A 19,985-nucleotide genomic window follows, 5' to 3' on the forward strand; every position below is an offset into this window, starting at 1 on the left:
GTTTACTACTTCAAAGGAACCTCAACCCACAGACAAAGCCTGTGAGCCGGGGTATCAACAAACTTGGCGTTGATTTTTGGCACGCTGTTGAGTTCTCAAGGAACGGACGCTTCCTTCGTACTCACCCTCTCGGGCTTTCCTCCGGGCAGTTTCCCTTCGGTCTTGCGTTACCGACTCTATCAGACCGTTTCCGTATCCGATTTCCTCGGCGCTTTCCAGGTTTCCGCTTTCGCGTTTCCCTTTCCGGCGACTCCGACTCTACCAGACCGTTTCGGGCCTGATTCCCAGTCAGCGGGGCTTGTCTTCCCGGCTGTTGGGCCGTTCCGACGAGTGAGACTTTAGCGGATTCCCTGCCTCCCGAGCCAATCGGGGGGTGCGCCCTTTCGAACGCGGATTCCTCATTTCGCAAATACGCATGCCAATGACATGCCAGCGGCGCGACGACAAGTCGTCGACCGTTGCTTGGTACCTGCGGAATGGCTGTCCGGGGACCGACCGGGGTCGGCGCTCACGTCGAACAACTCGGAGAACACTACGTATGGGCCTGGGACGTGTCAACTCGGTGTCGGAGGGGGCGTCGGCGGCGTAGTCTCGTGGACGTGATGACTACGCATACGTGCACCCAGCAGTGGTGGGCCGCCTGACGGCGGCCGTACACACGTATGTACTCAACGGCCGCCGCCTCGGCGGCCGTTCTTGTTTCTCCCTCCAGAGGGGGTCGGCCGGCCGGGTGCGGTGGTCTCGACCAGGAGGTGGAGAAGAGATGACACGGGTCTTCAGCGGGATCAAGCCGACCGGGCATCTGACACTGGGGAACTACCTGGGGGCCATGCGGCGGTGGGCCGCGGTGGACCAGCATCGGGCGGACTCCCTGTTCTGCGTCGTCGATCTGCACGCGCTGACCGTTGATCATGATCCCGCGCGCGTGCGGCGGCTCAGTCGGCAGGCGGCCACGCTGCTGCTGGCCTCGGGTCTCGACCCGGAGCTGTGCACCGTCTTCGTACAGAGTCATGTGGACGAGCACACGCGGCTGTCGTACGTGCTGGAGTGCGTGGCGTCCGACGGGGAGATGCGGCGGATGATCCAGTACAGGGAGAAGGCGGCGCGGGAGCAGGCGCGGGGTGGGAGTGTGCGGCTGTCGTTGCTGACGTATCCCGTGCTGATGGCGGCGGACATCCTGGCGTACGGGGCCGACGAGGTGCCCGTCGGGGACGATCAGACGCAGCATGTCGAGTTGACCCGGGATCTGGCTGTGCGGTTCAACCAGCGGTACGGGCATACGTTCGTGGTGCCGCGGGCCACGCGTCCGGCGGTGGGTGCTCGGGTCATGAATCTTCAGGAGCCGACGTCGAAGATGGGGAAGAGCGAGGACGTCGGGCCGGGGATCGTCTATCTGCTCGATGAGCCCGACGTGGTGCGGAAGAAGGTCATGCGGGCCGTGACCGACAGCGGCCGGGACGTCGAGTACGACCCGGAGGGGCGGCCGGGGGTCGCGAATCTGCTGGAGATCCTGGCGGCCTGCACGGGTGGGGAGCCGTCCCAGCTGGCCGGTGTGTATCAGTCGTACGGGGATTTGAAGAAGGACGTCGCGGATGCCGCGGTCGAGATCCTCAGGCCCCTGCGGGACCGGCACAGGGAGTTGTGCGCGGATCCCGCGTTTGTGGAGGGGGTGCTGCGGGACGGGGCGGAGAGAGCGCGGGCGATCGCGCGGCCGACCGTTGATGCCGCTTACCGTGCGATCGGGCTGCTGCCTGCGCAGCCCGAGGTCGCGGTCAGGGTCGAGGTGGGCATGGGTCGGTAGGCGCGGTGGCGACCGGGCTTCAGCTTCAGTTGGTGTTGCCGGCGGCCAGGGCGCGGCTGCGGTCGCGGGCGGCTTCGAGGGCGGCGATGAGGGCGGCTCGTACGCCGTGGTTCTCGAGTTCGCGGATGGCGCTGATGGTGGTGCCCGCGGGAGACGTGACGTTCTCGCGGAGCTTCACCGGGTGTTCGCCGCTGTCGCGGAGCATCACGGCGGCGCCGATCGCGGACTGGACGATCAGGTCGTGGGCCTTGTCGCGAGGCAGGCCGAGCAGGATGCCGGCGTCCGTCATGGCCTCGACCAGATAGAAGAAGTACGCCGGGCCGGAGCCGGAGAGTGCGGTGCAGGCATCCTGCTGGGACTCGGGGACGCGGAGTGTCTTGCCGACGGCACCAAAGATCTCCTCGGTGTGGGCGAGGTGCTCCGCGGTGGCGTGGGTGCCTGCGGAGATGACCGACATGGCCTCGTCGACGAGGGCCGGCGTGTTCGTCATGACGCGGACGACCGGGGTGCCGGTGGTGAGGCGGGTCTCGATGGAGGTCGTGGTGATGCCCGCGGCTCCGCTGATGACCAGGCGGTCGACGGGGACGTGGGGGGCGAGTTCGTCGAGGAGGGTGCCCATGTCCTGCGGTTTGACCGTGAGGATCAGGGTGTCGGCCGTCTTCGCCGCTTCCGGGTTGGTGACCGGGGTCACTCCGTAGCGGGTGCGGAGTTCTTCGGCTCGTTCCGGGCGGCGGGCGGTGACCAGGAGGTCGGCCGGGGCCCAGCCTGCCCGGATCATTCCGCTGAGCAGGGCTTCGCCGATCTTGCCGGTGCCGAGGACTGCGACTTTCTGGGTCATGGTTGCGGTGCCCTCCGGGGGTTGCGTCGTCCGGGGTCATCCTCGCATCGGGGGCGGGTGGGTGGGATGGGTGTCCGGTGGGCGGGATGTTCGTCCCATCCCGTATCTGGGGGCTGCGCCCCCAGACCCCCGCTTCGGCCCTGAAGGGGCCTCGTCCTCAAACGCCGGACGGGCTGGGGTGCCTGGATCTCGGCTGCAGAGGTGTCGTCACTGGGTTCGGCGGCGGAGGGTTGCCGCGCCGAGGGTCAGGACCAGTAGGGCGCAGGTCGCGACGATCAGGATGTCTCGTACGAAGGTGGCTGTGATGTCCGTGTGGGTGAGGACCTCGTTCATGCCGTCCACGGCGTAGGACATGGGGAGGACGTTCGAGATCGCTTCCAGGACCGGGTGCATGTTGGAGCGGGGGGTGAAGAGGCCGCAGAGGAGAAGTTGGGGGAAGATCACCGCCGGCATGAACTGGACCGCCTGGAACTCCGACGACGCGAAGGCCGAGACGAAGAGGCCCAGGGCGGTGCCCAGCAGGGCGTCCAGCAGGGCCACCAGGAGGAGCAGCCAGGGGGAGCCCGTCACGTCCAGGCCGAGGAGCCAGACCGCCAGGCCGGTGGCCAGGGCCGACTGGATGATCGCGAGGATTCCGAAGGCCAGGGCGTAGCCGGCGATGAGGTCGCCTTTGCCCAGGGGCATGGCGAGGAGGCGTTCGAGCGTGCCCGAGGTGCGTTCGCGCAGGGTGGCGATCGAGGTCACCAGGAACATCGTGATGAGGGGGAAGATCCCGAGGAGCGACGCGCCGATGCCGTCGAACGTGTGCGCGCTGCCGTCGAAGACGTAGCGGAGCAGGAACAGGAGCAGGCTCGGGAGCACGATCAGCATCGCGATGGTGCGCGGGTCGTGCCGGAGTTGCGCCAGGACCCGGATCGCGGTGGCCGTGGTTCGGGAGGCGTTCAGGGCCGAGGTGGAGGTCGGGGCCGGGTTGGGGGTGGGAGTAGGAGTGGCGGGCGCGGTGGTCACTGGGTCTGCTCCTTCTTTGTTGTCGAGTTCTTCGCTTCGTCCACCAGGTGCAGGAACGCCGCTTCCACCGTCTCCGTCGCTGTGCGGGTGCGGAGGGCGTCCGGGGTGTCGTCGGCGAGGAGTTCGCCGTCGCGCATGAGGAGGAGGCGGTGGCAGCGTTCGGCCTCGTCCATGACGTGGGAGGAGATGAGGAGCGTCGCTCCGCGGGTGGCCGCGATGGTGTGGAACAGGGCCCACAGGTCGCGGCGGAGGACGGGGTCCAGGCCCACGGTCGGCTCGTCCAGGACCAGGAGCTCGGGGGTGCCCAGGAGGGCCACCGCCAGGGAGACGCGGCTGCGCTGGCCGCCGGAGAGGTTGCCCGCGAGGGCGTCGGCGCGGGTGGTGAGGTCCACGTCGGAGATGGCTCGGGTGACGTTCTCGTGGCGGCGGTCGGCGGCTGCGCGGCCGGGGTCGAGGATCGCGGCGAAGTAGGCCAGGTTCTGGCGGACCGTCAGGTCGTCGTAGACCGAGGGGGCCTGGGTCACGTAGCCGATGCGGGTGCGGAGGGTGGCGTGGCCGGCGGGGTGGCCGAGGACGTCCAGGGTGCCGGTGACCTTGGCCTGGGTGCCGACGATCGCCCGCATGAGGGTCGATTTTCCGCAGCCCGAGGGGCCGAGCAGGCCGGTGATCCGGCCGCGCGGGACGGTGAAGTCGAGGCCGCGCAGGACTTCGCGGGTGCCTCGTACGGCGGTGAGGGATTCGGCTCGGACGGCGGGGGTGTGCGGGGTCGCTGTTCCGGTGTCGGGTGGACCGGAAGAGTAATTCATCATGTGATGAATAATGCTCCCGTGGGCGGGTGCCGTCAAGCGGGTGCGTGCGGTGGCGCATGCGTGCGGCGGCGTGCGGCGGCGTGATCGGAGGCAGGCGGTCCGGTTCGTACGCTTCCGATGCCTCCGGCCGCCGGGCGGGCCCGCTGCGCGATCAACTCCCGGTCCCGACAATGCATTTCAGTGCGAGGTCATATGCCGCGCATGGTGGTCCGCCGTGCCGTCCCCCGGTGCGGGACCCACGCATCTCCCGTGACCGTGGTTGATCGTCGGAGGTGCTTCTGTCATGCGCGGTGGCGTACGCAAGGCCGATCTGTTCGGTTCTCTCGTCGTGTTCCTCGTCGCGCTGCCGCTCTGTGGGGGAGTCGCCGTCGCCTCCGGTGTGCCTGCCGAACTGGGGCTGGTGACCGGGATCGGCGGCGGCCTGGTCGCCGGGCTGCTGCCCGGCAGCAGCCTGCGGGTGAGCGGGCCGGCGGCGGGGATGACCGTGCTGGTCCACGAGGCCGTGCAGAGGTAACGGGGTGGGGACGCTCGGGGTTCTGGTGCTGGGGAATGTGTTCGAGGGGGTGCTGGTGGGGTTGGCGCTGGCGGTGGCGAAGACCGCGTGGGACACCAGCCATGTGCGGGTGGAGACCGAGGACCGGGGCGAGGCGGGGATCGTCCTACGGGTGCTGGGGCATGCGACGTTCCTGCGGCTGCCGAAGCTGCTGGACGAGTTGGAGGCCCTGCCGCGGGACCGGGAGGTGCGGCTGGAGCTGGGCGGGCTGCGGCACCTGGACCATGCGTGCACGGCGGCCCTGGAGGGGTGGGCCGCCGCGCGGGTTCAGGCGTTGACGGCGAGCAGCAACTCGACGTCGTAGGTCTCCTCGACGATTCCGTCCGGGAAGACCTCCAGCAGGTGCCGCCGCTCCTCGGTGAGGAAGGCGGTGGCGTGTTCCTCGCCGGCGACCAGGAACATCGAGTGGCTGCCGAGGTTGGCGAAGTGCGTGTCGACGGGGACGTGACGGCTCCAGCGGACCGTGCGGAAGGTGAAGTCCAGACGGTCGGTGGGGTCGGAGAGGGCGGCTCGGGCGGCGCTGCCGTTCACCTCTACGGACGGACGGCCGCCGAATGCGGCGAAGTGCGCACCGATGCGGTCCGTCTGGGCGACGATCCACGGCACGTCGAGGGCGTAGGTGTTCCACCACAGTGCCAGCGCACCGCCCGGACGCAGCACGCGGACCGCCTCCGGGGCGGCGAGGGCGGGGTCGGTCCAGTGCCAGGCCTGGGCGTAGGTGAGGAGGTCGGCGGAGTTGTCGGCGAGGGGCAGGTTGTTGCCGTTGCCCCTGACGATCGGTATGCCGGGGTGGGTGCGGCGGAACTGGGCGGCCATTCCGTCGCCGGGTTCGACGGCGATCACCTCGGCGCCACGGGCGTGCAGGAGGGTGGTCGCGATGCCGGTGCCGGCGCCGACGTCCACGACGCGGGAGCCGGTGAGGGGGCGGCCGGCCAGCTCCTCGATCGCGTCGAAGAGGGCGGGCGGGTAGGAGGGGCGGTTCGCCGCGTACTGGGCCGCTGCGGCGTTGAAGGAGTGGGCGCGGGTGGTGTGCGAGGGAGCCGTCATACGGCCATGGTGACCCGGGTTCGGTGTGGGAGTGGTGGTTTTTGGTGTGCACCGGGGCTCGGCTAGGAGCGGCGGCGCTTCTTCGAGGGGTTGCCGGTGCGGCGCGTGGAGCGCTTCTCGTACCGCTCGACGGCGGTGTCGTACTCCTCGCGGTGGAGTTTCTCGCCGGGGGCCTCGGTGAGGGAGCGGAAGAAGTAGGCGAGGAGGGAGCCGACGAAGCCGATGGCCAGCAGACCGCGGAGAGAGGCCTGACGGTCGGGGGCGGGGCGCTTGGTGAAGCCGTCCCAGGTGTGGCGGAAGGCGAGGGCGCTGCAGATCGCGAACATCACGACCATGAGGAGGGTGACGAAGTTGCCGATTTCCGCGATCCGGAGGCCCTGGTAGGCGAAGCGGAGGACGAGACAGGCGGCGACGAAGGCCGCGAGCGAGCCGGTGGCCGCGGCGATGCGGCGGGCCGGGTAGCCGTTGTCGTGGTCGACCCAGGTCGTGCCGAAGAGGCGGATGGGCTCGGGGCGGGGACCGGGTGCGGAGCCCGCGGGTGTTTCCCGGATGTCGTGTTCGTCGCTCACGCGTCGATTATCGCTCCGGGCGGGCGCGGGCTCCGCGGGGGATCAGCTGCAGCGGGCGCCTTCGGCGAGGAGGCGCACGATGGCGTGGTCCGTGCCGGGGTTACTGCTGACGTTGAGGCGATAGCCGGGGGCGGTGTCGTCATAGCGGACCGCGACCTCGGCGTGTGCGGCACCGGCGAGGCCGGCGACCATGAGCTGCGCTTCAGGGATGGGGCATGGGGATCCTCAGGGGTTCCAGGGGGGGCAGGCCCGCAGCGGTCGGCTGTACGGCCGACCGCTGCCGGTGTTCACGTAGGCGTCCGAGACGTGCTTACCGCCGGCGGCACGGTCCCGGATGCCGCTCGGGAGAAAGCCGCCGGCGGCGCCCGGGAGCAGGACGGATCCCGTGTCCGGGGGGTCGCTGGTGATTCTCTGGGTGGTGGTGTCGGGGATCAGGCGCAGTGTGAGGCGACGTAGCCGTCGCTGCCGGTGTGCACGTAGGCGTCCGAGACGTACTCGCCGTCGTCGATGTTGTCCCAGATGTTCGACGTGCCGTACGGGCCCGCGATCGACTGGCCCGGTGTCTGGCACCAGATCGGGACGCTGGCTCCCTCGGACAGAACGCGGACGATGTGGTAGCTGGTGCTGGGGCCGCTGCGGACGTTGAGGCGGACCCCTGGGGCGACCGAGTAGTAGCGCACGGTCGCACTCGCGGTGGCCGCCATGGTGACGGTCTCCTTCTCCGCGCTGCCGTCAACCTCTTCAGCACGCTCAACAGACATGAAGAACCTCCCCCGTTGGATCCCACGGCTGCCGTGGGCCCCGTTGATTCCCCCAAATCACGCTGTCAAACACATGTACGCAACTCGTACACGGAGATCAGCAAGCCGCCTCTGTCTCGTAACGGTCATCGACTAGGATCCGGTCTTCGCGCGCGCGGACGATCAGCACGGGGGTGGGCCCATGGCGCCACAGCACGACACCGGAGCGGGCCCGGAAGCGGAACTACCCGAGTACGCCGGTCACTACCGTCTGGAGTCGTGTCTGGGGTCCGGCGGCATGGGAGTCGTGCATCGCGCCCGGAGCGGCTCGGGGATGACGCTCGCGGTGAAGGTCGTACATGCCGAGTTCTCCAAGGACCCTGAGTTCAGGGGGCGTTTCCGACAGGAGGTCGCTGCGGCGCGGCGGGTCAGCGGCGCCTTCACCGCGCCGGTCGTCGACGCCGATCCGGAGGCCGAACGGCCTTGGATGGCAACGCTGTTCATTCCCGGGCCGACGCTCTCCGAAGAGGTGAAGCGGAACGGCCCCATGGCTCCTGCCCAGTTGCGCCGGATCATGGCCGGACTGGCCGAGGCGCTGCGCGACATCCACCGGGTCGGCGTCGTGCACCGGGACCTCAAGCCGAGCAATGTGCTGCTCGCCGAGGACGGGCCGAAGGTCATCGACTTCGGTATTTCCCGGCCAAAGGACAGCGAACTGCGCACCGAGACCGGGAAGTTGATCGGGACGCCTCCCTTCATGGCGCCCGAGCAGTTCCGGCGGCCCCGGGAGGTCGGGCCCGCCGCCGATGTCTTCGCGCTCGGGTCCGTGATGGTGCACGCGGCCACGGGGCGCGGGCCGTTCGACTCGGACAGCCCGTATGTCGTGGCCTACCAGGTCGTCCATGACGAGCCCGATCTGACCGGCGTACCGGAGAACCTCGCTCCGCTCATCGTGCGGTGCCTCGCCAAGGAACCCGAGGACCGGCCCACACCGGACGAGTTGATGCGGGAGCTGCGGTCGGTCGCGGCCTCGTACGACACGCAGGCGTTCATACCGGAGCAGCGGTCGGGTGGTACACCGCCGTCCGAGCCGCGTGCCGACGTGCCCGAGAAGCGGCGCGGGACAGGCTTCCGCAAGCGGCCTGCGGTGCTGGCGGCCGGGGCGGTCGGTCTGATCGTGATCGGTGCCTTCGTCTCGATCCGGTTGACCGGTGGGGACCGTCCGACGTCCCCCGGCGCGAGCCCCACGACCGCGGGCACGGCCACGACCACCGGGTTCGTCCCATGGACGGCGAAGCCGGTCTCCGAAGGCGCGGGCGCCCCCCAGTGTTCCTACGGCGCCGGAGAGTTGTTCTGCGCGCAGCCCGGCGAGATCTACGCGCTCTCCCCCTCCGACGGCACCGTGCTGTGGCGTCGCTCCGTCGCGAAGGCGCTCAGAAGCGAACCGCCCGTTGTCTCGGGTGGACTTGTGCAGATCACCACGGACGAGGAGCAGCGGGTGGAGGCGCTCGATCCCACGTCGGGAAAGACCCGCTGGCAGTGGGACCTGCCCGCGCACGAGGGCATGGGCTACGCCGGCGGCATGCTCCTGCTCTCCCACTCCGACGGAAGCGTCACCGGTGTGGACAGCGCGTCGGGCGCCATCACGTGGAACCATCGGGTGCCGGGCCAGAAGTCCCCGTCCATCGCCTCGTTCGCCGGGGATCCGCTGATGTACGCGACGACGAGGTCCGACGACGCGTCGAGCACGCGGGTCTCCGCGATCGATCCGGCCACCGGTGACGTGCGCTGGACGGCCACGCTGGAGGGAGGGCTCCAGCCCGTCGGTTCCAGCGGCGGGTCCGTCGTCTTCCTCTCCCTCGACAACGTCTACGGCGCCACGGAGGCGGTGGTCCGGTACACCCCGCGCACCAAGGAGTCACGCCGTGTGGCGCTGCCCGTCGCACGTGACGGCGTCCACGCCGGCGTCCACGGGAACCGCGTCTACCTCCTGGCCACGGGTGGTTCGCTGGAGGCGTTCGATCTGGGGACGCGCAGGCAGCTGTGGCGGCTCGAGACGTCCGTGCCTCGCGGATCGACACCGGTCGCGGACGGAGACCACGTGTACGTCACCGCCCCTGACGGCCGGCTGCTCGCCGTGTCCGCCGACGGCGGCACGCTGCTCGGCCAGACACCGGCGCGGCTCGGCGCGAACTCGGACCGGGTCACAGCCTCGCTGCCCGACCCTGTCATCGCCGACAACCACGTCTACGCCACGGCCCCCGACGGCACGGTGTTCGCCGTACCCGCGCACAACCCCTCCACCTGGTGACGCGAAAGGGCCGCCCCCGAAGGGACGGCCCCCGCGAAAACCGACCTCAGCCGAGCTTGCTCACGTCCCGCACCGCGCCCTTGTCGGCGCTCGTCGCCATCGCCGCGTACGCGCGCAGGGCCTGCGAGACCTTGCGCTCGCGGGAGACGGGGGCGTAGACGCCGTTCAGGGCGTCGCGGCGGGCCGCCAACTCCTCGTCCTGGACCAGCAGTTCGATCGTGCGGTTCGGGATGTCGATGCGGATGCGGTCGCCGTCCTTGACGAGGGCGATGGTGCCGCCGGCCGCGGCCTCCGGGGAGGCGTGGCCGATCGAGAGGCCCGAGGTGCCGCCGGAGAAGCGGCCGTCGGTGACCAGGGCGCAGGCCTTGCCGAGGCCGCGGCCCTTCAGGTACGAGGTCGGGTAGAGCATCTCCTGCATACCGGGGCCGCCCTTGGGACCCTCGTAGCGGATGACGACGACGTCGCCCTCCTTGACCTGCTGGGTGAGGATCTTCTGGACGGCTTCTTCCTGCGACTCGCAGACGACCGCGGGGCCCTCGAAGGTCCAGATCGACTCGTCGACGCCGGCCGTCTTCACGACGCAGCCGTCGACTGCGAGGTTGCCCTTGAGGACCGCGAGGCCGCCGTCCTTCGAGTACGCGTGCTCGGCACTGCGGATGCAGCCGCCGGCGGCGTCCACGTCCAGGGCCTCCCAGCGCTCGGACTGGGAGAAGGCCTCGGCGGACCGGACACAGCCGGGGGCCGCGTGCCACAGTTCCAGGGCCTCCGGCGACGGGGAGCCGCCGCGCACGTCCCAGGTCTTCAGCCAGTCCGCGAGGGACGAGCTGTGAACCGAGTTCACGTCCTCGTTGAGCAGGCCCGCGCGGTGCAGTTCGCCGAGGAGGGCGGGGATGCCGCCGGCCCGGTGCACGTCCTCCATGTAGTACGTGCGGTCCTTGGCGACGTTCGGCGCGACCTTCGCCAGACACGGCACCCGGCGCGAGACATCGTTGATGTCGTCCAGGTCGAACGCGACGCCCGCCTCCTGGGCCGCCGCCAGCAGGTGCAGGATCGTGTTGGTCGAGCCGCCCATCGCGATGTCGAGGGCCATGGCGTTCTGGAAGGCCGCGAAGGTGGCGACGTTGCGGGGCAGGACCGTCTCGTCGTCCTGCTCGTAGTAGCGGCGGGTGATGTCCATCACCGTGCGGCCCGCGTTCTCGTACAGCGCGCGGCGGGCCGTGTGCGTGGCCAGGACCGAGCCGTTGCCGGGGAGGGCGAGTCCGATGGCCTCCGCGAGGCAGTTCATCGAGTTGGCCGTGAACATGCCGGAACAGGAACCGCAGGTCGGACAGGCGTTCTCCTCGATACGGAGGATGTCCTCGTCCGAGATCTTGTCGTTCACGGCGTCGGAGATCGCGTCGACCAGGTCGAGCGTGCGGACCGTGCCGTCGACCAGCGTGGCCCGGCCGGACTCCATCGGGCCGCCCGAGACGAAGACCGTGGGGATGTTGAGCCGCAGGGCGGCGTTCAGCATGCCCGGGGTGATCTTGTCGCAGTTGGAGATGCAGATCAGGGCGTCGGCGCAGTGGGCCTCGACCATGTACTCCACGCTGTCCGCGATCAGGTCTCGGGAGGGGAGGCTGTAGAGCATGCCTCCGTGGCCCATCGCGATGCCGTCGTCGACGGCGATCGTGTTGAACTCGCGCGGGATGCCTCCGGCGGCGGTGATGGCCGCGCTGACGATGCGGCCGACCGGCTGGAGGTGGGTGTGGCCGGGCACGAACTCGGTGAAGCTGTTCGCGACCGCGATGATCGGCTTCCGCCCGATGTCGGCACCCGGTACACCGGAGGCACGCATAAGGGCGCGGGCGCCCGCCATGTTGCGGCCGTGGGTGACGGTACGGGACCTCAGCTCGGGCATCTTCGCTCGCCTCGCTCCTTCAGAAAGTTATGACTGAAGTCGAGCGTACGCCGGTTATCCAGTGGGCGGACACGCCGTCCGGAATGCGGGACGGGTGTCTCGGGTTTCGGGTCTTCGGGTTCTCGGCTGCGGGTCCTGCGTGTGTGTGGGGGGCTGGTCGCGCCCGGGCTCAGGGCGCTGTCAGGTGGGACTGGATCACCGGGGCCACCCTCTGGATGATCTGCTCCGGGTCCGCCGAGGCCAGGGGTTCCACCTTGATGACGTAGCGCAGCATCGCGATGCCCACGAGTTGGGCGGCGGCCAGTTCGGCGCGGAGTTCGGCGTCCGAGAGGTCCACCTGGCCGGCGATGCGGCGCAGCACCTGGGCGGAGATGATGCGGCGGAAGACCCCGGCCGCGGCCTCGTTGTTCATGGCGGAGCGGACGATCGCGAGCAGCGCCTTGCGCGTCGCCGGGGTCTCCCAGATGCCGAAGAAGAAGCGGGCGAGCCGCTCGCCGACGCCGTCGAGCGGGCCCTCGACGATCGAGCCGGGCGCCTCCAGGACAGGGCCCATGGCGACCGCGATGGACGCCTCGAAGACCTGCTCCTTGGTACCGAAGTAGTGGTGCACCAGCGCCGGGTCCACCTCCGCCGCCTTGGCGATGCCGCGTACGGAGGTCTTGTCGTAGCCCCGCTCGGCGAACTCCTCGCGGGCCGCCGCCAGGATGCGGTCGCGGGCCGCGGGGGCGTCCGCGGAGTCCGTACGGGAAGGGCGTCCCCGGCGGCGCGGGGCAGCGCTGGTCACGGGCGCGGTCCCCCGCGGGGGACGGCTCTGACGGCCGAGGCCAGGTGGAGGCGGGTGAAGGCGAGCGCCTCGGCGAGGTCGGCCTCACGCTCGACGCCGGACATCGCTCGGCGTGTGTTCACCTCGATGACGACATGGCCGTCGAAACCGGTGGCCGCGAGCCGTTCGAGCAGCTCGGCGCAGGGCTGCGTACCTCGACCCGGAACCAGGTGCTCGTCCTTGTTGGAGCCGTTGCCGTCGGCGAGGTGGACGTGCCCGAGGCGGTCGCCCATGAGGCCGACCATCTCCATGGCGTCGCTGCGGGCCGTCGCGGTGTGGCTGAGGTCGATCGTGAAGTGCCGGTAGTCGTCCTTCGTGACGTCCCAGTCGGGGGCGTACGCGAGCATCTCGCGGTCGCGGTAGCGCCAGGGGTACATGTTCTCGACGCCGAACCGGACGTCCGTCTCGTCGGCCATGCGCCAGATGCCGGTGACGAAGTCACGCGCGTACTGGCGCTGCCAGCGGAAGGGCGGGTGTACGACGACGGTCGACGCGCCGAGCTTCTCGGCGGCTGCCTGGGCGCGCTGGAGCTTGGTCCAGGGGTCCGTGGACCAGACGCGCTGGGTGATGAGGAGACAGGGGGCGTGGACGGCGAGGATGGGGATCCGGTGGTAGTCGCTCAGTCTGCGCAGGGCTTCGATGTCCTGGCTGACCGGGTCTGTCCAGACCATGACCTCGACGCCGTCGTAGCCGAGACGCGCGGCGATCTCGAAGGCCGTCGCCGTCGACTCCGGGTACACGGAGGCTGTGGACAGCGCGACCTTCGCATCCGGGATGCGTACGACTGGTTCTGCCACGGGGACAGGGTACGGGGTGCGTAAGTTGGCCGGGGGTGGGGTGCCCATTCGCCGTTCTGGTTCGGTGGTTGGGCGGTGCGGGTCCGTGGGTGGCTTGTCGCGCAGTTCCTCGCGCCCCTGGGTGGGTGCCGTCCAGGTTGATCGAGAAGTGGGGGAGTTGGTCTACTCCGTGCCCATGTGGGTGCCCATGTGGTCGAGGCGGCGGAGGATCACGCCCTCTCGGAGGGCCCAGGGGCAGACCTCCAGGGTTTTCACGGCGAAGAGGTCCATCGCCGCCTCGGCCACCAGGGCGCCCGCGACCAGCTGGTTGGCCCGGCCTTCCGAGACTCCGGGGAGGGCGGCTCGTTCCGCTGTCGTCATGGAGGCGAGTTCGGGGACCAGGGCCTGGAGGGACTCGCGCTTCAGCTCGCGCTGGACGTAGAGGCCGTCCGTGGAGCGGGCAGCCCCGGCCAGGCGGGCGAGCTGCTTGAACGTCTTCGAGGTGGCGACGACGTGGTCGGGGGCGCCGAAGCGGCTGAACTCCCCCACCGTACGGGCGATCTGGGCGCGTACATGGCGGCGCAGGGACCTGATGTCGTCGGGGTCGGGCGGGTCGCCGGGGAGCCAGCCCGCGGTCAGGCGGCCGGCGCCGAGCGGGAGGGAGACGGCGGTGTCGGGCTGCTCGTCGATGCCGTAGGCGATCTCCAGGGAGCCGCCGCCGATGTCGAGGACGAGGAGCTTGCCGGCCGACCAGCCGAACCAGCGGCGGGCCGCGAGGAAGGTGAGCCGGGCCTCCTCGGAGCCGGACAGGACCTGGAGCTCGACGCCCGTTTCGGCCTGCACGCGCGCGAGGACGTCGTCGGCGTTGCTGGCCTCGCGCACGGCGGAGGTGGCGAACGGCAGCAGGTCCACGACGCCCTTGTCCTCGGCGGCCTGGAGCGCGTCCTGGATCACTGCGACGAGTTTGTCGACCCCTTCGGGGCCGATGGCTCCGGCGTCGTCGAGGAGCTGGGCGAGCCGCAGCTCGACCTTGTGCGAATGCGCGGGCAGGGGGCGCGCGCCGGGGTGCGCATCCACCACCAGCAGATGCACCGTGTTCGATCCCACGTCGAGGACACCGAGTCTCATGGACGGAACGCTACTGCCAGCCGCGCCCGCATCCGTCCCCGGAGCGGTGCCGGAAGGGGCTCCGGGCCACTTACCCTGGACGCGTGCCCAAGACGAAAAAGGCAAAGGCCGACAAGTCGGCAGCGTCAGCCCTCCCCGCGAAGTCCGCGAAGGCCGTGAAGTCCCCGAGATCCGCGAAACCTCCGAAGAAGGTGGTGGTGAGCGACGAGAAGGGGCTCGACTTCGCGCGCGCGTGGGTGGAGTTCCCCGATCCGGCGGACGAGGAGCAGGTCTTCCGCTGTGATCTGACCTGGCTGACCTCCCGCTGGAACTGCGTCTTCGGAAGCGGCTGCCAGGGCATCCAGGCCGGCCGCGCGGACGACGGCTGCTGCACGCTGGGTGCCCATTTCTCCGACAAGGACGACGAGAAGCGCGTCGCCGGACATGTGGCGCGGCTCACGCCCGACATCTGGCAGCACCACGCCATCGGCACCGAGTCCGGCTGGACCTCGGAGGACGACGAGGGGTCGCGGCAGACCCGGCCGTACCAGGGGTCCTGCATCTTCCAGAACCGGCCGGGGTTCGCGGGCGGCGCCGGCTGCTCGCTGCACATCCTGGCGCTGAAGGAGGGCCTCGAACCGCTGGAGACCAAGCCGGACGTGTGCTGGCAGCTTCCGGTGCGGCGGACGTACGACTGGATCGACCGGCCCGACGACACGCGCGTGCTCCAGGTGTCGATCGGTGAGTACGACCGGCGCGGCTGGGGTCCGGGCGGCCACGACCTGCACTGGTGGTGCACGTCGGCGACCTCGGCGCACGGCGCGGGCGACCCGGTGTACGTCTCGTACCGGCCGGAGCTGGTCGAGCTGATGGGCAAGGCGGGGTACGACCGGCTGGTCGAACTCTGTGAGGAGCGGCTGGCCTCGCAGCTGCCGCTGCTGGCTCCGCACCCGGCGGACCCCGTTCGCTGATTCCCTTCGCCGACGCGGCGGACTCAGGGAGTTGTCACGGGACTCGGGGCTCCGCTGTCGGCGGGCGGCGACGAGCCTCCGGGGTCCGCGGGGGTCGAGGTCGCCGAGGCCGTCGGGGTGGGGGTCGGCGTGGGCTCCGGGTCCGGCGACGAGGACGGTGGCGGGTCGCTGGGGGGCGGGGTCGCGGGCGCGGAGGTCGTCGGGTCCGGGGGCGGGGTGCTCGGCCGGGGCGGGCCGGGGGCCGGTGGGTGCACCGGGATCGGGTCCGGGGGTGTGGGCGCGGTGCCGTACCCCTCGATGGAGACGACGGCGGACGCCGGTGCGATCGACACCCGCGCGCTCCAGTGACCGGACGGCTCGCGCAGAGGGTCGACGTACACCTTGATCGTGAACGACTCGCCGGGCCGCAGCGTTCCCGACGACCGGCTCGGATAGAGCCAGGACGCCCCGGTAACCGCCGTCCAGCGCACCGGGGTGTGGCCGGACGCGGTGAGGGTGATGAGTGTGGTGTCGCCGTCGCTGGACGCCTCCACGGTGAGCAGGCCCGGGCTCTCCTTCGCGCCGGGGACCGCGCTGACGACCTCCACGGAGACGTCCGGTGAGCCGTGATCCTTCCTGACGAGACCCTTGTCGGCGCCTGCGCCCGCGTTGCCGGCGTTGCCCGCGTTCTCGTAGCCACCGCCCGAGGCCTCGCCGTCGAGGATGTCGTGGCGCTGCGCCTCGCTCGCGGTGGCCGACCGGTCCCCCGGGCCGCCCTCGCCGGTCGCAGGCGCGCGGTAGGCCGCCCACAGGGCGAGCACGGGGGCGGCGACCACGGTGGCGACGACGGTGGTCGTGACGGCACGCGCGCGTAGCCGGTCCCTTCGGGCAGCGCGGTCCTTGGGGTCCATCGGGAAACCGCGCCGGTCGAAGCGCGGGGCGGCGGTGCCCCGCGCGCGCGGGAGGTGTGCCATGGCGATGTGCAGGGCCGCGCGGGGCGCCTCCAGGACGGGCAGTTCGGCGGGCGTGACGCTGGTGCCGGGCCAGGAGCCGGGGACGGCCCGCTCGGCGGTACGGCGGCACCGCGGGCAGTCGTCGACATGCCGGACCAGTTCGCGGCGCAGTGCCGTGCTGAGCACCAGCTGGTGGTCGCCGGTGAGGCGGGAGACGCTCGGACAGGCGCCGGTCTCGACGACGGCGAGGGCCGCGCGGGTGCGTTCGACCTCGCAGGCGGCGGAGGCGAGCAGGTCACCGGCGGCGGCTGAGTCCAGGCCCAGCACGGCGGCGACCTCGTGGGCGTCGAGCTTGTGGCGCACGGCGAGTTCGAGTGCCTCGCGCTGCTCGGGGGTGGTGCCGGCGGCCTCCGGCCAGGCGAGCTGGGCCAGTTCACGGCGGTGCGCTTCCTGGACCTCCTCGGAGACAAGACCCGTTGAGGAGGCAGCGGATGCGGCGGATGTGGCGGATGCGGCGGATGCGGGGCCGGTCCGGGGCGCGGGGGCGGGGGCGGCGGAAGCCTGCCTCTTGCCGCGTCGGCCTGCCGCATGCGTGCTCTGGCGTCGCTGCTTGGCCTCGGCCAGCTTGCGCAGACAGGCCCAGCGGGCCAGGGCGTAGAGCCAGGCCCTGCGGTCACCGGCGGACTCCGGGCCGCGCGGGCCGCGCGGGCTGCGGCGCTCGGCGAGGGCGAGGACGTCGCCGAGGGCGGCGGTGGCCGTGTCGTGGTCGCACAGGACGGACAGACAGTAGGTGAACAGGCCGTCCAGATACGGCTCGTAGCGCGCGGGTGGGCGCTGGACCAGCGTGCGTCCGGCCGCCCGGTCGCGCGCCTCACGATGCGCCCGGTGTGTGCCGGTGCTGCGGGTCGGGGTGTCCGGACTACTGCTCATCACCCGTGCGACCGTAGGCGCCTTACGACGGCCCCCTCTCCCACCTTGAGCACTTTTAATCCGTACGGGTGAAACGATCCCTCAATAGGGGACAGCGACCCCGGATTACGTGGCCTGTTCCCGCCCTGACGTGGCCGATTAGCGCCGGGAGCGTGGCCTCCGGCACCCGTCGGCGACGGTGGTGACGGTGATGTCAGTGGGCCCGGCTACGGTTCGTCCCATGGCTGTACGTACGAAGACCGCTAAGGACCGTCCGTCCTACCGCTGCACCGAGTGCGGCTGGCAGACGGCCAAGTGGCTCGGCCGCTGCTCCGAGTGCCAGGCGTGGGGCACGGTCGAGGAGTACGGCGCGCCCGCGGTCCGTACGACGGCACCGGGCCGGGTCACCACCTCCGCGGTCCCCATCGGCCAGGTCGACGTCCGCCAGGCCACCGCCCGCAGCACCGGCGTGCCCGAACTGGACCGCGTACTGGGCGGCGGACTGGTCCCCGGTGCCGTGGTTCTCGTGGCCGGTGAGCCGGGCGTGGGCAAGTCGACGCTGCTCCTGGACGTCGCGGCGAAGTCGGCGAGCGACGAGCACCGCACGCTCTACATCACGGGTGAGGAGTCCGCGAGCCAGGTCCGGTTGCGCGCCGACCGGATCAAGGCGATCGACGACCACCTGTATCTGGCCGCGGAGACGGATCTCTCGGCGGTGCTGGGCCACCTGGAGGCCGTGAAACCGTCCCTCCTGATCCTCGACTCCGTCCAGACGGTGGCCTCGCCGGAGATCGACGGCGCGGCAGGCGGCATGGCGCAGGTCCGCGAGGTCGCCGGGGCGCTGATCCGCGCGTCCAAGGAGCGCGGCATGTCGACGCTCCTGGTGGGCCATGTCACCAAGGACGGCGCGATCGCCGGCCCGCGTCTCCTGGAACACCTGGTGGACGTGGTCCTGTCCTTCGAGGGCGACCGCCACGCCCGCCTCCGTCTCGTCCGGGGTGTCAAGAACCGTTACGGCACGACGGACGAGGTCGGCTGCTTCGAACTGCACGACGAGGGCATCACGGGCCTCGCCGACCCGAGCGGCCTGTTCCTGACCCGGCGCGCCGAGCCGGTGCCGGGCACCTGTCTGACCGTCACCCTGGAGGGCCGCCGCCCGCTCGTCGTCGAGGTCCAGGCGCTCACCGTCGACTCGCAGATCCCCTCCCCCAGGCGGACGACATCGGGTCTTGAGACGTCCCGGGTCTCGATGATGCTCGCGGTTCTCGAACAACGGGGCAGGATCAGCGCACTCGGAAAGCGGGACATCTATTCGGCGACGGTCGGCGGGGTGAAGCTCTCCGAGCCGGCCGCGGACCTCGCGATCGCCCTCGCGCTGGCCTCCGCCGCGAGCGACACCCCGCTGCCCAAGAACCTGGTCGCGATCGGCGAAGTGGGCCTCGCGGGCGAGGTCAGACGGGTGACGGGGGTCCAGCGCCGGCTGTCCGAAGCGCACCGTCTGGGCTTCACCCACGCCCTCGTTCCGTCGGACCCAGGCAAGATCCCCGCCGGTATGAAGGTCATCGAGGTCGCCGACATGGGGGACGCTCTCCGGGTGCTTCCGAAGTCGCGTAGGCGAGACGCCCCACGAGACGACGAGGACCGCCGGTAGACTTTGCCCAGGTCTCGCCCGTCCGTACGAACACCGTGTGCGATGCGGGGGCGGCCCAGTACCTGCGACCGGAGGAGTGCAGTGGCAGCCAACGACCGGGCAGCAGCTCCAGGAAAGTACGGCGGGAGCTCCGGTGCCGATGGCCTGATGCGCGCCTCACTGAGCGCCGTGGCACCAGGCACGGCGCTGCGCGACGGGCTTGAACGGATTCTCCGCGGCAACACCGGCGGACTCATCGTTCTCGGCTCCGACAAGACCGTCGAGGCGATGTGCACAGGCGGTTTCGTCCTGGACGTCGAGTTCTCGGCGACGCGGCTGCGCGAGCTGTGCAAGCTCGACGGCGGCATCGTGGTCTCGTCGGACCTGTCCAAGATCCTGCGGGCCGGCGTCCAGCTGGTCCCCGACCCGAACATCCCCACCGAGGAGACAGGCACCCGGCACCGCACCGCCGACCGCGTGTCGAAGCAGGTGGCCTACTCGGTCATCTCGGTCTCCCAGTCCATGAGACTCATCGCCCTGTACGTGGACGGCCAGCGCCGGGTCCTGGAGGACTCGGCCGCGATCCTGTCCCGCGCGAACCAGGCCCTGGCGACCCTGGAGCGCTACAAGCTCCGCCTCGACGAGGTCGCGGGCACGCTGTCCGCGCTGGAGATCGAGGACCTGGTGACGGTCCGGGACGTCTCCGCGGTGGTGCAGCGCCTGGAGATGGTCCGCCTCATCGCGACGGAAATCGCCGGTTACGTGCTCGAGTTGGGCACCGACGGGCGGCTTCTGACCCTTCAGCTGGAGGAGTTGATCGCGGGCGTGGAGCCGGAGCGCGAGCTGGTGGTCCGGGACTACGTCCCCGAGCCGACCGCCAAACGCTCCCGCACGGTCGACGAGGCGCTCGGCGAACTCGACGCGCTCAGCCACGCCGAACTGCTCGAACTCTCCACGGTGGCCAAGGCCCTCGGCTACACGGGCTCACCCGAGGCCCTCGACTCTGCGGTCTCTCCCCGCGGCTTCCGCCTCCTGGCGAAGGTGCCGCGCCTGCCCGGCGCGATCATCGACCGCCTGGTGGAACACTTCGGCAGCCTGCAGAAGCTGCTGGCGGCGAGCGTCGACGAGCTCCAGACGGTGGACGGGGTCGGCGAGACGAGGGCGCGCAGTGTCCGGGAGGGGCTGTCCCGGCTGGCGGAGTCGTCGATCCTGGAGCGGTACGTGTAGGTCGGTACGTGGAGCTGGGTCCGAGGGGCCGACT

The 19,985-nt window shown here is 70.6% G+C and carries 19 protein-coding genes; 7 read left to right on the forward strand and 12 right to left on the reverse strand.

Translation table 11 applies throughout. The features are described 5' to 3' along the window. Positions 1-763: 763 nt before the first annotated feature. The gene (gene trpS, locus G3I56_RS23450; RefSeq protein WP_164412092.1) at positions 764-1,801 is read left to right on the forward strand and encodes a tryptophan--tRNA ligase; all 1,038 of its coding nucleotides are present in this window, start codon (positions 764-766) and stop codon (positions 1,799-1,801) included. A gap of 25 nt (positions 1,802-1,826) precedes the next feature. Here trpS and proC read toward each other — a convergent pair whose 3' ends face one another. The 3 genes from proC to G3I56_RS23465 all read right to left on the reverse strand — a co-directional run bounded on the left by proC (position 1,827) and on the right by G3I56_RS23465 (position 4,456). Then, positions 1,827-2,639 carry a pyrroline-5-carboxylate reductase gene (gene proC / locus G3I56_RS23455; protein WP_164412094.1) on the reverse strand — a complete coding sequence of 271 codons (813 nt, stop codon included), beginning with the start codon at positions 2,637-2,639 and terminating at the stop codon, positions 1,827-1,829. Between the two features lie 207 nt (positions 2,640-2,846). After that, the gene (locus G3I56_RS23460; protein ID WP_164412096.1) at positions 2,847-3,647 is read right to left on the reverse strand and encodes an ABC transporter permease; all 801 of its coding nucleotides are present in this window, start codon (positions 3,645-3,647) and stop codon (positions 2,847-2,849) included. Continuing rightward, positions 3,644-4,456, reverse strand: a complete 813-nt coding sequence (locus G3I56_RS23465) for an ABC transporter ATP-binding protein (protein ID WP_164412098.1) — start codon at positions 4,454-4,456, stop codon at positions 3,644-3,646. The genes G3I56_RS23460 and G3I56_RS23465 overlap by 4 nt, the downstream gene beginning before the upstream one ends. Positions 4,457-4,739: 283 nt before the next feature. On the opposite strand from G3I56_RS23465, the gene G3I56_RS44030 reads away from it, so the two are divergent. Together G3I56_RS44030 and G3I56_RS44035 are read left to right on the forward strand one after the other, a co-directional pair. Continuing rightward, positions 4,740-4,970 carry a SulP family inorganic anion transporter gene (locus tag G3I56_RS44030; protein WP_239135056.1) on the forward strand — a complete coding sequence of 77 codons (231 nt, stop codon included), beginning with the start codon at positions 4,740-4,742 and terminating at the stop codon, positions 4,968-4,970. Between the two features lie 4 nt (positions 4,971-4,974). Next, the gene (locus G3I56_RS44035; protein WP_239135057.1) at positions 4,975-5,313 is read left to right on the forward strand and encodes a hypothetical protein; all 339 of its coding nucleotides are present in this window, start codon (positions 4,975-4,977) and stop codon (positions 5,311-5,313) included. On the opposite strand, the gene G3I56_RS23475 is transcribed toward G3I56_RS44035, so the two are convergent. The 4 genes from G3I56_RS23475 to G3I56_RS23490 form a co-directional block, all read right to left on the reverse strand. Next, the gene (locus tag G3I56_RS23475; RefSeq protein WP_164412100.1) at positions 5,277-6,056 is read right to left on the reverse strand and encodes a class I SAM-dependent methyltransferase; all 780 of its coding nucleotides are present in this window, start codon (positions 6,054-6,056) and stop codon (positions 5,277-5,279) included. The genes G3I56_RS44035 and G3I56_RS23475 overlap by 37 nt on opposite strands. Before the next feature lie 62 nt (positions 6,057-6,118). Then, positions 6,119-6,625, reverse strand: a complete 507-nt coding sequence (locus G3I56_RS23480; RefSeq protein ID WP_164412102.1) for an EamA/RhaT family transporter — start codon at positions 6,623-6,625, stop codon at positions 6,119-6,121. A 42-nt stretch (positions 6,626-6,667) separates the two neighbouring features. After that, the gene (locus G3I56_RS23485) at positions 6,668-6,817 is read right to left on the reverse strand and encodes a hypothetical protein (protein ID WP_164412104.1); all 150 of its coding nucleotides are present in this window, start codon (positions 6,815-6,817) and stop codon (positions 6,668-6,670) included. A gap of 239 nt (positions 6,818-7,056) precedes the next feature. Further along, positions 7,057-7,386, reverse strand: coding sequence for an SH3 domain-containing protein (locus tag G3I56_RS23490; RefSeq protein ID WP_164412106.1), 330 nt, complete (start codon positions 7,384-7,386; stop codon positions 7,057-7,059). 181 nt (positions 7,387-7,567) lie between these two features. On the opposite strand from G3I56_RS23490, the gene G3I56_RS23495 reads away from it, so the two are divergent. After that, positions 7,568-9,676 (forward strand): serine/threonine-protein kinase, encoded by a 2,109-nt coding sequence (locus tag G3I56_RS23495; RefSeq protein ID WP_164412108.1) that lies wholly within the window; start codon positions 7,568-7,570, stop codon positions 9,674-9,676. A gap of 46 nt (positions 9,677-9,722) precedes the next feature. Here G3I56_RS23495 and ilvD read toward each other — a convergent pair whose 3' ends face one another. The 4 genes from ilvD to G3I56_RS23515 form a co-directional block, all read right to left on the reverse strand. Continuing rightward, positions 9,723-11,576, reverse strand: coding sequence for a dihydroxy-acid dehydratase (gene ilvD, locus G3I56_RS23500; RefSeq protein WP_164412110.1), 1,854 nt, complete (start codon positions 11,574-11,576; stop codon positions 9,723-9,725). 169 nt (positions 11,577-11,745) lie between these two features. Next, positions 11,746-12,360: a TetR family transcriptional regulator gene (locus G3I56_RS23505; RefSeq protein WP_164412111.1), complete on the reverse strand. Its 615-nt coding sequence runs from the start codon at positions 12,358-12,360 to the stop codon at positions 11,746-11,748. Continuing rightward, on the reverse strand, positions 12,357-13,196 hold the full coding sequence (locus tag G3I56_RS23510; protein ID WP_164412113.1) for a sugar phosphate isomerase/epimerase: 840 nt from the start codon (positions 13,194-13,196) through the stop codon (positions 12,357-12,359). The genes G3I56_RS23505 and G3I56_RS23510 overlap by 4 nt, the downstream gene beginning before the upstream one ends. A gap of 162 nt (positions 13,197-13,358) precedes the next feature. Next, the gene (locus tag G3I56_RS23515) at positions 13,359-14,303 is read right to left on the reverse strand and encodes a Ppx/GppA phosphatase family protein (protein WP_164412115.1); all 945 of its coding nucleotides are present in this window, start codon (positions 14,301-14,303) and stop codon (positions 13,359-13,361) included. Positions 14,304-14,458: 155 nt separating this feature from the next. Here G3I56_RS23515 and G3I56_RS23520 point away from each other — a divergent pair, with 155 nt between their 5' ends. Further along, complete coding sequence (locus G3I56_RS23520) at positions 14,459-15,253, forward strand: hypothetical protein (RefSeq protein ID WP_343240040.1); 795 nt, start codon at positions 14,459-14,461, stop codon at positions 15,251-15,253. A gap of 23 nt (positions 15,254-15,276) precedes the next feature. Here G3I56_RS23520 and G3I56_RS23525 read toward each other — a convergent pair whose 3' ends face one another. Further along, the gene (locus G3I56_RS23525; RefSeq protein ID WP_164412119.1) at positions 15,277-17,118 is read right to left on the reverse strand and encodes a BACON domain-containing protein; all 1,842 of its coding nucleotides are present in this window, start codon (positions 17,116-17,118) and stop codon (positions 15,277-15,279) included. Between the two features lie 217 nt (positions 17,119-17,335). Here G3I56_RS23525 and radA point away from each other — a divergent pair, with 217 nt between their 5' ends. Both radA and disA read left to right on the forward strand, forming a co-directional pair. After that, positions 17,336-18,745, forward strand: coding sequence for a DNA repair protein RadA (radA, locus tag G3I56_RS23530; RefSeq protein WP_164412121.1), 1,410 nt, complete (start codon positions 17,336-17,338; stop codon positions 18,743-18,745). 81 nt (positions 18,746-18,826) lie between these two features. Then, positions 18,827-19,951 carry a DNA integrity scanning diadenylate cyclase DisA gene (gene disA, locus G3I56_RS23535; protein ID WP_164321979.1) on the forward strand — a complete coding sequence of 375 codons (1,125 nt, stop codon included), beginning with the start codon at positions 18,827-18,829 and terminating at the stop codon, positions 19,949-19,951. The last annotated feature ends 34 nt before the right edge of the window (positions 19,952-19,985 follow it).

The sequence above is a fragment of the Streptomyces sp. SID12488 genome (assembly GCF_010548275.1).
Classification (GTDB): Bacteria; Actinomycetota; Actinomycetes; order Streptomycetales; family Streptomycetaceae; genus Streptomyces.